This is a genomic window from bacterium, assembly GCA_018812485.1.
Classification (GTDB): Bacteria; JAHJDO01; JAHJDO01; order JAHJDO01; family JAHJDO01; genus JAHJDO01.
Genome location: JAHJDO010000141.1, coordinates 1 through 12,520, shown reverse-complemented (window position 1 = coordinate 12,520; position 12,520 = coordinate 1). Strand labels below are relative to the sequence as shown.

Genomic DNA, 12,520 nt, shown 5'->3' with positions numbered 1-12,520 from the left:
TGTTATCATATTCTTTATATAATCTGCATGCCCTGGACAATCTACATGCGCATAGTGCCTATTCTCTGTCTCATATTCTGCATGATGTACATTTATCGTTACTCCTCTCTCTTGCTCCTCAGGCGCATTATCTATCTCATCAAATTCCTTTGCTGCTGCTAAGCCCTTCTTGCTTAATATCTTTGTTATTGCTGATGTTAATGTTGTCTTCCCGTGATCTACATGTCCTATTGTCCCTACATTTATATGCGGCTTCGTTCTTTCAAATTTCTCCTTTGCCATCTCTCTATTTCCTCCTGCTTTTAAATAAGTCCACGGATTATATCATATCCTCTTTCTCTTGCAAGTATTATCTATAATGCGCAAAAGCTTTATTCGCCTCTGCCATTTTATGGACATCTTCTTTCTTTTTTACGGAAGTCCCTTCGCCTTTAGATGCATCTATAATTTCCTGTGCCAATTTTTCTCCCATGCTTTTGCCCTTTCTCGCCTTAGCATAATTTATAATCCAGCGCATAGCCAAACTTGTTCTCCTATCAGAGCTGACTTCTATAGGTACTTGATACGTAGCGCCTCCAATTCTTTTGGACTTAACCTCTAATACTGGCTTTACATTATCAAGCGCCTGCTTGAACACTTCCAAAGAATCCTTTTTTGTACTCTTATTTATAATATCTAAAGAATCATAAAATATAGATTCAGCCAAACTTTTTTTGCCTTTTCTCATAATACAATTTACAAATTTAGCTACTATTTGGTCGTTGTATTTAGGATCCGGTGTTATTATCCTTTTATTGACCCTCCCCTTTCTAGGCATTACATATCTCCTTTATTTTGCTCTTTTTGTACCATATTTAGACCTGCTTTTCTTTCTATCTGTAACCCCTGTAGTATCCAAAGCTCCTCTAACTATATGGTATCTAACACCTGGAAGATCTGCGACGCTTCCACCCCTAATTAAAACAATTGAATGCTCCTGTAGATTATGTCCTATTCCAGGAATATAAGCTGTAATCTCCACACCGCTCGTCAATCTCACTCTAGCCACTTTTCTTAATGCTGAATTTGGCTTTTTGGGAGTAACTGTATACACCCTAGTACATACTCCTCGCTTTTGAGGAGAACCCTTTAAAGCAGGAGTAGACGTTTTCTTTGTATTCTTCTTCCTGCTTTTTTTTATCAACTGCGACAATCTTGGCATATTTATTCCCTTTCCTAATCTTTTACCTCTCCTACACTACTATTATTATCCTTAGCCTCTTCCACATCCTTTTTGTCGGATAACTCGGTTCCTGTTAATGTTATATTCCTATAGTCAGCCCACCCTGTACCAGCGGGAATTAAACGTCCAATTATTACATTTTCTTTTAATCCAGATAATCTATCTACCTTAGAAAAAACAGCAGACTTGGTTAAAACTCGCGTAGTTTCCTGAAATGAAGCAGCTGATATAAAACTTTCTGTATTTATAGACGCTCTTGTAATACCCTGAAGAACTGGTATTGCACGAGCAGGTTTTTTATTTTTTGCAACAGCTCTTTCATTCTCTTTTTTAAAAACAACTTTGTCTACTTGTTCTCCAGCTAAGAGATTAGTATCTCCACTATCTTCTATGCTGACTTTTTTAAGCATCTGTCTCACAATTAATCCTATATGTTTATCATTGATATAAACACCTTGCAGCCGATAAACTTCCTGAACTTCATTTAATAAATATTCCTGTAATCTCCTATCCCCCTCTATTCTTAATATTTCATCAAGAATCACAGATCCATCTGTAAGCTGATCACCTGCTTTCACCCTATCACCCTTATAAACAATCAAGTGCTTACCATGAGGAATAAGATATTCTTTTTCGTCACCATTATCTGCTGTCACAGTTATTCTACGCATATTCTTCTTAAGACCAACAGGTTCATCCACTATTCCATCTATCTCAGTCACTATAGCAGGATTCTTAGGCCTCCTCGCTTCAAAGAGTTCAGCGATTCTTGGTAATCCTCCGGTAATATCTCTGGTTTTACTTCTTTCCCTTGTAGTCTTTGCTAATAAATCCCCTACCAAAACTTGCTCCCCCTCTTTAACTATTAGGTGTGCTCCACTTGGGATACTATGGTAATTTAACACCCCTTCATTATTCTTGTCTTGTATCAATATTTGTGTATGCATACCAGCGCTTCTGTAATCTGTAATAATCCTTTCTTTTTTCCCGGTGCTCTTATCTACTTCAGTCTTCATTGTAAGGCCTTCAATTATATCAACAAATTTTACTTCCCCACTCACTGTAGAAATTATGGGCAGGGTATATGGATCCCACTCAGCTAGTATAGTTTTTCTTTTCACTACATCATTATCTTTAACTTTAAGTATACTGCCTAAAGGCATATTACATCTTTCTAATTCCCTATCTTCTGCATTTTCTACTGCTATTTCTCCATTCCTGTTAATCACTACTACATTATTATTCTTATCCACCACTGTTCTTATTCCGTGAAATTTAACAATGCCACCATTAATGGCTACTATTTTCGAGGCACCAATTATTCTACTAGCTGTTCCTCCAATATGAAAAGTTCTTAGAGTAAGCTGTGTTCCAGGTTCTCCTATGGACTGAGCTGCTATAATTCCTACAGCTTCTCCCACTCTAACTCGCTTCTTTGTTGTAAGATCTCTACCATAACATTTAGCACAAACCCCCTTCTCTTGCTCACATGTTAGAACAGACCTTATCATTCCCTTTTCTACTCCTGCCTCCTCTATGACTTCTGCCATTTCATCTGCAATCTCCTCGCCTGCTTTAACGATTATATTATCCAACAAAGGTATTTTTATATCTTCCAATGCTGTCCGCCCTGCAAGCCTGTCTTTAAGTGATTCAATAGTTCTGTCTCCTTCCTTAATTGCTACAACGCTTATGCCATTAAGTGTTCTGCAATCTTCGCTTGTAACAACTACGTCCTGTGCTACATCGACCAACCTCCTGGTTAAGTATCCTGCTTCTGCCGTTTTTAAAGCTGTATCTGCCAAACCTTTTCTAGCCCCGTGAGTTGAGATAAAATACTCCAACATACTCAGTCCCTCACGGAAGTTTGTCATTATAGGAGTTTCTATGATCTCTCCTATCTCTCCTGTAATCTTCTTCTTAGGTTTAGCCATTAGTCCTCGCATGCCTGCCAATTGCCTTATCTGCTGACTACTGCCTCTTGCACCTGAAAGTAGCATCATTAAAACAGGATTAAAAGGATCTTTTTCCATCTCTTTAAACATGGCATCTGAGACCTTATCCGTAGTATGTGTCCATACATCAATCACCTTATTATATCTCTCTCCATCAGTAATAACACCCTTCCTATACTGCTCCTCAACAATGCCAGCCTCTCGTTTTCCTTGTTCCAGTAACTTACTCTTTATTGCAGGAATAACCATATCATCAATACAGATGGAAATGCCGCCTTTAGTAGCCATCTCAAATCCTAATGTCTTGATCCTGTCCAGCATTATAACTGTCTGATGATTTCCTATCTTTTTGAAACTCTCTTTAATTAAGTCACTCAGTTTATCTTTATCAAACACCTTATTTATAAACCGCAATGGATTAGGCAAAATTTCATTAAACAGAATTCTCCCTACAGTTGTCTCTATCAGTTCTCCATTTATCCTTATCTTTACCCTAGAATGCAATTTCACTTTTTTAGAATCATATGCAATAATTGCTTCGTCAGATGATGAAAATATTTTTACTTCTTTCCTATTGCTCTGCTTTTCCTTTGTTAAGTAATAGCATCCCAACACAATCTCCTGCCTTGGCACCATTATTGCTTCTCCACTAGCAGGAGAAAAAATATTTTTACTTGGTAGCATTAAAAACTCTGCTTCTAACTCAGCCTCTGGTGTAAGAGGCACATGAACTGCCATTTGGTCTCCATCAAAATCTGCATTAAACGCAGCACAAACCAAGGGATGGACTCCTATCGCCTTTCCTTCAATAAGAACAGGCTGAAATGCCTGTATACCTAATCTATGTAATGTTGGAGCCCTGTTAAGTAAAACATAACGATTTTTTATTACATCATCAAGAATATCCCATATTTCCGCTTCCGCTTTTTCCAGTGTCTTCTTTGCATTCTTTATAGTATTTATTATTCCCCTCTCTCTTAATTTCCTAATCACAAATGGCTCAAACAGTTCTAATGCCATGCGCTTAGGTAAACCACATTGATGTAGCTTCAATCTTGGATCCACAACAATAACTGATCTTCCAGAATAATCAACGCGTTTTCCCAAAAGATTCTGTCTAAACCTCCCTTGTTTTCCACCCAACATATTGCTAAGGGATTTAAGCGGACGATTACCATGTCCAACTACTGTCCTGCCATGTCTACCATTATCAAATAGAGCATCAACTGCCTCCTGCAACATCCTTTTCTCATTTCTAATAATTATGCTAGGCGCACCTAGTTCTAGAAGCCTCTTTAGCCTGTTGTTTCGATTGATAACTCTTCGATATAAGTCATTCAAATCCGAGGTCGCAAAGCGTCCTCCATCCAAAGGCACTAAAGGTCTTAAGTCTGGAGGTATAACAGGTATAACATCCATAATCATCCACTCGGGTCTACTACCAGAAGTGCGAAAGGCTTCAACAACCCTTAACCTTTTATTAATTTTTTTCTTTGCCTGTCTAAATGCTGTTTTTCTCTCTTTTTCCCTCAAACTCTCTGCAAGTTTATCTAAATCCATCTCTTGTAGCATCTTTTTAATAGCTGAAGCTCCCATCTCTGCATGAAATCCATTTCCGAATTCTTCTCTGTATTTCTCATACTCTTCATCACTTAAAAGCTGATACTTCCCTAAAGAGGTCTTTTCAGCATCCAGCACTACATAACTCTCATAATAGAGAATCTTTTCTATATTCTTCAAACTCAAATCAAGTAATGTACTCATATAACTTGGTACAACCTTAAAAAGCCAAACATGAGCTACTGGTGAAGCAAGATTTATATGCCCCATACGTTGACGCCTCACTTTGGATTGCGTAACTTCCACACCACATCTATCGCAAATTACCCCCTTATGCCTAATCCTCTTATACTTACCGCAGTAACATTCCCAATCCTTTGTTGGGCCAAAGATTCTTTCGCAAAAAAGCCCATCTTTTTCCGGTCTGAATGTTCTATAATTTATAGTTTCCGGCTTTCTAACTTCTCCTTTAGACCACAGCCTGATCTCTTCAGAAGAAACCAAACTAATGGATATGGCTTCAATCGTATCCGTTCCGCTTTGAAATTCCTCCGAGCTATTAGGTTGCAATTTTTGGAAAGCAAGATCAGAAAACGTACGAGGTTTTTTAGCTCTTACAAGCTTAACTCCCAATCCTAAACCTTGCAACTCTTTCAATAAAACATTGAAGGACTCTGGTATGCCAGATTGAACTGTATTTTCTCCCTTTACAATACTTTCGTATATCCGCATTCTACCAACAACGTCGTCACTTTTTACTGTAAGCAATTCCTGTAAAGTATGAGCAGCACCATATGCTTCTAATGCCCATACCTCCATCTCACCAAAACGCTGTCCTCCAAACTGAGCCTTTCCTCCTAAAGGCTGCTGAGTAACCAATGAATACGGACCTGTTGCACGAGCATGCATCTTATCATCCACAAGATGTGATAACTTCATCATGTAAATATAACCAACAGTTACCTTGTTATCAAATGATTCCCCTGTCATCCCGTCATACAAAGTAACTTGACCACTTTCAGGCAACCCTGCCTTCTTAAGAAGTTGTTTTATTTCTGGCTCTTTAATTCCATTAAAAACAGGAGTCGCAATCTTTATTCCTAAAACCTTAGCTGCCCACCCAAGATGCGTTTCTAAAATCTGACCCGCATTCATTCTTGAAGGAACGCCCAAAGGATTAAGTAAAATTTCCACTGATGTTCCATCTGATAAATACGGCATATCCTCCTCTGGCAATATTTTTGCAATCACACCCTTGTTACCATGCCTGCCAGAAACCTTATCCCCCTTTGAGATTTTTCTCTTATTACCTATATAAACCATTATGCGCTTTATTACCCCGGGGGAAAGTTCATCTCCCTTCTTGATCTTTTCTACTTCTAGTTTCCTCTCTTTACCGAGAGACTTTAGTTTTTCCTCAAAGTTCTCAATTAATGCAAGAATTTTTCTATTGACGCCTGTATTTTTAAGTCTCAGGTTTTTCAGATGCTTAATAGGTATACTCCCTATATCCTCCTTTTTAACTTTCTGGCCAGCAGAGAGAAAAACTTTCCCATTCTTATCAATCAGATCCTCAGCTATTACTTTCCCTCTAATAACACTCCCAATTGCCTCAATTAGATTATCCCTAGTCTTTCTGATCTCCTCGTCAATTCTATGCTCAATATCCTCAATAATCTTTTTTCCCAAACCATCAATATCGTCCTTATCACGTCTTGACAATATTCTAACATCCGTAACTATTCCCTCTACACCAACAGGAACAGTTAAAGATGAGTTAAGTACATCACCAGCTTTTTCTCCAAAAATTGCTATCAATAATTTTTCTTCAGATGTCAAGCCTGTTTCGCCCTTAGGGGTGACTTTCCCCACTAATATATCTCCTGTTTTTACATGTGTCCCAATTCGTACAATCCCATGCTCGTCCAGATTAGCCAGTTCTCCTTCACTAACATTAGGTATATCGCGAGTGATATCTTCTTTCCCAAGCTTTGTTTCCCTGGCTTCTACTTCTAATTGCTCAATATGAATAGAGGTACAAGTATCATCCCTAACCAGTTTTTCACTAATGACAATAGCATCTTCAAAATTATATCCTCTCCATGGCATAAATGCTACCAACACATTCTGTCCCAAAGCCAATTCCTTATTATCTGTAGCAGAGCCTTCAGCTATGATGTCATCTTTAGAAACTCTTTCTTTTTCCTTAACAATCGGTCGCTGATTAATACAGGTGTTTTGATTTGATTTTTCAAATTTTTTCAATATGTATTCATCAAAATCATTCTCGTTTTCTTCTGGACGAATAATTATTTTATCAGAACACACCGACTCCACAATCCCTGCTCTCTTAGCAGCAACAGCAGATCCGGATCCTTTGGCAACAATACTCTCCATTCCTGTGCCAATCAAAGGAGCTTCCGGCTTTAGAAGAGGAACTGACTGTCTCTGCATATTGGATCCCATAAGAGCTCTATTTGCATCATCATGCTCCAAAAAAGGGATTAATCCTGCAGCTACACTAACGATTTGATCAGGTGAGACATCCATAAAACTTACATCTTTTGGAGACACTTTGCGAAAGTCACCTTTAAATCTCACTGAGACTTCATCTTCAATAAAATACCCTTTTTTATCAATCTTAGCATTAGCTTGAGCAACAACATGTTTATCCCCAAGATCAGCAGACAACCAAACCACTTCATCGGTCACCCTACTATTAACAACTTTTCTTGCAGGCGTTTCTAGCAACCCCAGTTCATTAATCCTTGTATATGTAGCAAGAGAGGCTATCAACCCAATATTAGGCCCCTCAGGTGTTTCTATAGGACAAATACGTCCATAGTGAGTTGGATGAACATCCCTAACATCAAACCCTGCTCTCTCTCTTGTAAGTCCTCCAGGCCCTAAAGCGCTTAGTCTTCTTTTATGAGTAAGTTCTGCTAAGGGATTTGTTTGATCCATAAATTGTGATAGCTGTCCACGCGCAAAAAAATCATTTACCGTTGAAGAAATTAATCGTCCATTAATCAAATTATGAGGCATAACAGTCTCTGGTTCCTGAAATGCTATTCTCTCTTTTACGGATCTCTCTAACTTAGCAAGCCCCATTCTAAACTGAGCTTGTAGTAATTCCCCAACAGTTCTAACTCTTCTATTCCAAAGATGGTCAATATCGTCCTCATCTTCCACGTTGTACTTTGCTTTAAGTAAATAATGGATTGTCTTTACTATGTCTTCTTTATCTAAGGTGGTCTTGTCCAAAGAATGATTAAGCCCTAACTTCTGATTTAGCTTATATCTACCGACTTGTGAAAGGTCGTATCTTCTAGGATTATAAATAATGTCCTTAAAATAACTCTCGGCAGTATCTATTGTAAAGTGATCACTTGGACGCAATCTTTTATATATTTCTACAAAAGCTTCCTCTTTTGATTTTCTATGATCTTTTGCAAGCGTATTTATAATAGAAATATCTTTGCCGGACATTTCTATTATGTTTACGCTTTTAATCTTGAATGTTAATATCTTCTTAGCAATAGAAGGAGTTATTCTTTCTTTGCTTTCTGCTAGAACCTCCCCTGTATTTTCATCAACTACGTCTTCTGCTAGGATTTCATCAACAAGATCATCAGGCGTTGTTTTATTTGTAATTATTTTCCCCTTGCAGTCATAGAAAAGCTTTATAATTTCTTCATCCCTCACATATCCAAATGCTCTAAGCAAAACTGTAGCAAGCATCTTTCTTTTACGATCCATACTAACATAAAGTACATCATTAGCATCAAATTCAAACTCAAGCCAGACCCCTCTGTTCGGAATAAGACGTGCTGAATAAAGCTCTTTCTCATTAGAAACCTCTTTTTTCTGACAATAAAGACCCGGAGATCTATGTAACTGACTAACAATAACTCTCTCTGATCCATTGATGATAAACGTCCCCTGCTCTGTCATAAGAGGTAAATCCAGCAAATACACCTCCTGCTCTCTTGCACTACCGGCTTTGGTGGAATCCTCTTCCTTAAGGGTCAGTTTCATTCTCACCTTAAGAGGAGCAGCATATGTCACTCCATACCTCTCGCATTCAGCTACATTGTACTTAGAATCACCAATACTATAATTTAAAAATTCCAGGCAAAAACTCTCCTTTTCGTCTATTATTGGAAAAAACTCGTTAAATACTGCCTGAAGTCCCTGATTCTTACGATTTGCTTGAGCTACATTCCTCTGAAGAAATTCTGCATACGGCGCCCTTTGAACATACATTAAATCAGGAACATTCATAACAGGAGATATCTGACAATATAAATCTCTACCAGAAGAATTAGATACACGTTGAGACATATTTACTCCCCCTTCACCCCGTTTAGAGAAAGTTATCCAACGGGGTTTACTTAAATTGGGCTGCTTTTAGCAGCAATTATTATGTCTTTAAAGGCCAGCATTACTGCAATTCTACAACAGCACCAACAGCTTCTAACTTTTTCTTAAGCTCCTCAGCTTCCTCTTTTGAAATATTTTCCTTGATAGGCTTTGGTGCACTCTCTACAAGGTCCTTCGCTTCCTTAAGTCCCAACTCTGTAATAGCCCTTACTTCCTTTATTACCTGAATCTTCTTATCTCCAAACTGCTTTAACAACACAGTAAACGTTGTTTTTTCCTTCTCCTCCTCAGAAGCAGCAGCAGCAGATACTGCACCTAGAGAGACAGCTCCAATAGCAGCTGGAGCAGCAGTAACGCCAAATTCCTTTTCTAAATCTTTGACAAGATTCGATAACTCTAAAACTGTCATACTCTTTACCAGATCTATAATACTAGCTTTGTCTGGCTTTTTTGCAGATGGCTTTTCTGCCTCAACCTGGGGAACTTTCTTTACTGATTCTTCTGTTGTTTTCTTAGCTTTTGTTACCATTATCTACCTCCTCTATCTTTGAATTAGTTCTACTATTTATTACATCTTCCTTTCTCTTTGTTTCTAAAACAGCGTGAATAACATACACAAACCTGGCTAATATTGATCTAATACAACATACAAAATTACCTATTGGAGCCTGAAGCTGTCCTATTAGCTGCATAATTAATTGATCTCTAGAAGGAATTAAAGCGATCTCTTTAACCTGTTCTGCAGAAAAAACGAGTTCATCAATAAACCCTCCTTTAATATTAAGACAATCATATTCTTTTGAACATTTTGACAGCACTTTTGCTGGAACAGTTGGATCATTTTGTGCAAAAGCAATAGCTGTAGGGCCTGCAAAAAAATGATCCAAACCCTTCAGCCCACTCTCCTTTAATGCCAAACATGCAAGTCTATTTTTGATAACCTTATATGATATTCCTTTTTCATTTAATGTTTCTCGTAAACCTGATATCTCCCTAACTGTTAACCCTTTATAATCTGTAAATATCATATTATTAGGGCTCCTCTGAAATTGTCTAACTAATTCCTTTACTCTTTTTGCTTTTTCATCTTTATTCATGTAAATCCCCTAAACTAATTTTTTAACAATACTTTGTATGTTAAGCCTTATTGATGGGCCCATTGTGGAACTAATAACAAGATTTCTTACATATTGCCCTTTACAAGATGCAGGTTTTGCATGAATGATTTCCTTTGCAACTGTCAGTATATTGTCTGATAATTGCTCTTTGGAGAAAGAAACTTTTCCCACTACTATATGCAAATTTGCCCCTTTATCTAGCCTATACTCTACTTTTCCTGCCTTAATCTCTGCTACAGCTCCTGCTATATCCAAAGCAACTGTCCCGCTCTTTGGATTAGGCATTAATCCACGTGGCCCGAGTATCTTCCCTAACTTACTTATCTCTTTCATCATATCAGGTGTTGCAACTACAACATCAAAATCAAGCCAACCTTTGCTTATTTTATCCATCAGATCTTTATCACCGACAAAGTCAGCTCCTGCCTGCTTGGCCTTATCAATATTATCGCCCTTTGCAAAAGCCGCAATCCTTACCGTCTTGCCTGTTCCATGAGGTAAATTTATAACACCTCTTACCTGCTGGTCAGCTTGCTTAGGGTCCACTCTTAGATGGAAGACCATATTAACCGTTTCATCAAACTTTGCGCCGGCCGCTTTTTTCAGCAATTCAACCGCCTGAGGAAGGTCATATGCTTTTTCTTTATCTATTAACTTCTCAACTGCCTGATACCGCTTACTTCTTTTTTCCATTCTAGTGTTCCCTTTATCCTTCTATCTCAATCCCCATACTTCTAGCAGTGCCTGCAATAATCTTCATTGCAGATTCAATATTAGAAGTATTCAAATCCTTTATTTTCATTTTTGCTATATCTCTAACCTTATCTTTGCTTACCTTCGCTATCTTATTTTTATTAGGTTCTCCGGACGCTTTTGCAATACCAGCAGCTTGCTTTAGGAGAACTGCAGCTGGAGGAGATTTAGTAATGAACGTAATGGACTTATCCTCATAAACTGTTATAACAACAGGAATTATTAATCCTTCCTTGTCTTTGGTTTGATTATTGAATGCCTGACAAAATTGCATTATATTAATGCCATGTTGCCCTAGCGCCGGCCCTACCGGTGGCGCTGGCGTTGCCTTTCCTGCTGAAATCTGTAGCTTTATCATTCCTGCAACTTTTTTCTCTTTTGCCATATTAAAATTTACTCCTTAATTCAAAAATTATATCTTTTCTACCTGCCATGATTCTAATTCAACAGGCGTTGATCTGCCAAAAATAGAAACCATTACTTTTAATCTTCCTTTTTCTGGACTAACTTCTTCAATTTCACCATTAAAATCGGCAAATGGACCCTCTATAATCCTTATGCTTTCTCCTTTATCAAACATTACCTTTGGTTTGGGTTTTTCTTCTTTTTCCTTTAATTTCTCAAATATTTTCCGTACTTCTTTCTCGGTAAGCGGTACGGCTTTTCTTCTATTTCCAATAAAACCGCTAACCCCTGGAACATTTCGTATCAGTTGCCAAACCTCGTCATTCATTTCCATCTCTATAAGAATATAACCAGGAAAGAACTTTCTACTACTAACCTTTTTTTTCCCAGCTTTAACTTCTACAACGTTCTCTGTTGGAATTAATATTTGAGATACAAATCCCTCCATATTAGCAAGTTTTAGCTTGCATTCTAGCTGCATCTTTACTTTACCCTCAAAACCCGAATGTATGTGTATTACATACCACTTTTTTTCCATAGCTACCCTATTATCTTATTATCTTACTCAAAATATTGCCCAAGAAAAAGTCCACTACCCCAATAAATACTGCGCTTATCCCAACAGCTATAATGACAATTATAGTGGATTCTTTAATTTCATTCTTCGTTGGCCAAGAGACTTTCTTGAGTTCTTTATAAACATCCAATAAAAAAATTTTAATGCGTCTAAACATAATTTCTAAACATTAATAGCAGGCCTGGAGGGATTTGAACCCCCATCCATCGGATTTGGAGTCCGCTGCTCTACCGTTAGAGCTACAGGCCTACAGCTCTATTTGGTTTCTTTATGCAATACATGCTTTCTACAAAATCTACAATATTTTTCTAACTCCAACTTGTCTTTCTTATTCTTTTTATTTCTTGTTGTAGTGTAATTTCTATTTTTACACTCTACACATGCTAATGTAATTATATCGCGCATTCTCTAATACTGCCTATCTACTCAGTTCACTTAATAATTTTAGATACAACACCAGCACCTACCGTCTTACCTCCCTCTCTTATCGCAAATCTTAAACCATCTTCCATTGCTATCGGCGCTATTAACTCTATCTCTAAATCTA

At 37.7% G+C, this 12,520-nt stretch carries 12 protein-coding genes and 1 tRNA gene; all 13 read right to left on the bottom strand.

Annotated features, from left to right (window positions below; all coding sequences use genetic code 11):
* Nucleotides 1–282: 50S ribosome-binding GTPase (locus tag KKC91_12395; GenBank protein ID MBU0479346.1), on the bottom strand; the 282-nt coding region annotated here is incomplete at its 3' end.
* Between the two features lie 67 nt (nt 283–349).
* On the bottom strand, nt 350–817 hold the full coding sequence (gene rpsG, locus KKC91_12390) for a 30S ribosomal protein S7 (protein MBU0479345.1): 468 nt from the start codon (nt 815–817) through the stop codon (nt 350–352).
* 12 nt (nt 818–829) lie between these two features.
* On the bottom strand, nt 830–1,201 hold the full coding sequence (gene rpsL / locus KKC91_12385; GenBank protein MBU0479344.1) for a 30S ribosomal protein S12: 372 nt from the start codon (nt 1,199–1,201) through the stop codon (nt 830–832).
* A gap of 14 nt (nt 1,202–1,215) precedes the next feature.
* Entirely contained in the window at nt 1,216–5,469 is a 4,254-nt protein-coding gene (rpoC, locus tag KKC91_12380) for a DNA-directed RNA polymerase subunit beta' (protein ID MBU0479343.1), read from the bottom strand.
* A gap of 3,712 nt (nt 5,470–9,181) precedes the next feature.
* Nucleotides 9,182–9,649 (bottom strand): 50S ribosomal protein L7/L12, encoded by a 468-nt coding sequence (gene rplL, locus KKC91_12375; protein MBU0479342.1) that lies wholly within the window; start codon nt 9,647–9,649, stop codon nt 9,182–9,184.
* Nucleotides 9,633–10,217: a 50S ribosomal protein L10 gene (rplJ, locus tag KKC91_12370; GenBank protein ID MBU0479341.1), complete on the bottom strand. Its 585-nt coding sequence runs from the start codon at nt 10,215–10,217 to the stop codon at nt 9,633–9,635. The genes rplL and rplJ overlap by 17 nt, the downstream gene beginning before the upstream one ends.
* A gap of 9 nt (nt 10,218–10,226) precedes the next feature.
* The gene (rplA, locus tag KKC91_12365) at nt 10,227–10,931 is read right to left on the bottom strand and encodes a 50S ribosomal protein L1 (GenBank protein ID MBU0479340.1); all 705 of its coding nucleotides are present in this window, start codon (nt 10,929–10,931) and stop codon (nt 10,227–10,229) included.
* 13 nt (nt 10,932–10,944) lie between these two features.
* The gene (rplK, locus tag KKC91_12360) at nt 10,945–11,376 is read right to left on the bottom strand and encodes a 50S ribosomal protein L11 (protein MBU0479339.1); all 432 of its coding nucleotides are present in this window, start codon (nt 11,374–11,376) and stop codon (nt 10,945–10,947) included.
* Between the two features lie 27 nt (nt 11,377–11,403).
* Nucleotides 11,404–11,934 carry a transcription termination/antitermination protein NusG gene (nusG, locus tag KKC91_12355; GenBank protein MBU0479338.1) on the bottom strand — a complete coding sequence of 177 codons (531 nt, stop codon included), beginning with the start codon at nt 11,932–11,934 and terminating at the stop codon, nt 11,404–11,406.
* A 10-nt stretch (nt 11,935–11,944) separates the two neighbouring features.
* On the bottom strand, nt 11,945–12,130 hold the full coding sequence (gene secE / locus KKC91_12350; GenBank protein MBU0479337.1) for a preprotein translocase subunit SecE: 186 nt from the start codon (nt 12,128–12,130) through the stop codon (nt 11,945–11,947).
* 19 nt (nt 12,131–12,149) lie between these two features.
* Nucleotides 12,150–12,222, bottom strand: a tRNA-Trp gene (locus KKC91_12345).
* Nucleotides 12,223–12,228: 6 nt separating this feature from the next.
* Entirely contained in the window at nt 12,229–12,378 is a 150-nt protein-coding gene (gene rpmG / locus KKC91_12340) for a 50S ribosomal protein L33 (GenBank protein ID MBU0479336.1), read from the bottom strand.
* 26 nt (nt 12,379–12,404) lie between these two features.
* A partial coding sequence (locus KKC91_12335; GenBank protein ID MBU0479335.1) for a hypothetical protein occupies nt 12,405–12,520 on the bottom strand: 116 nt, incomplete at its 5' end.

What these genes read in the sequence shown, in the direction of transcription:
- rpsG (MBU0479345.1), bottom strand. Translation starts at nt 817, where the DNA reads ATGCCTAGAAAGGGGAGGGTCAATAAAAGGATAATAACACCGGATCCT.
- rpsL (MBU0479344.1), bottom strand. Translation starts at nt 1,201, where the DNA reads ATGCCAAGATTGTCGCAGTTGATAAAAAAAAGCAGGAAGAAGAATACA.
- rpoC (MBU0479343.1), bottom strand. Translation starts at nt 5,469, where the DNA reads ATGCGGATATACGAAAGTATTGTAAAGGGAGAAAATACAGTTCAATCT.
- rplL (MBU0479342.1), bottom strand. Translation starts at nt 9,649, where the DNA reads ATGGTAACAAAAGCTAAGAAAACAACAGAAGAATCAGTAAAGAAAGTT.
- rplJ (MBU0479341.1), bottom strand. Translation starts at nt 10,217, where the DNA reads ATGAATAAAGATGAAAAAGCAAAAAGAGTAAAGGAATTAGTTAGACAA.
- rplA (MBU0479340.1), bottom strand. Translation starts at nt 10,931, where the DNA reads ATGGAAAAAAGAAGTAAGCGGTATCAGGCAGTTGAGAAGTTAATAGAT.
- rplK (MBU0479339.1), bottom strand. Translation starts at nt 11,376, where the DNA reads ATGGCAAAAGAGAAAAAAGTTGCAGGAATGATAAAGCTACAGATTTCA.
- nusG (MBU0479338.1), bottom strand. Translation starts at nt 11,934, where the DNA reads ATGGAAAAAAAGTGGTATGTAATACACATACATTCGGGTTTTGAGGGT.
- secE (MBU0479337.1), bottom strand. Translation starts at nt 12,130, where the DNA reads ATGTTTAGACGCATTAAAATTTTTTTATTGGATGTTTATAAAGAACTC.
- rpmG (MBU0479336.1), bottom strand. Translation starts at nt 12,378, where the DNA reads ATGCGCGATATAATTACATTAGCATGTGTAGAGTGTAAAAATAGAAAT.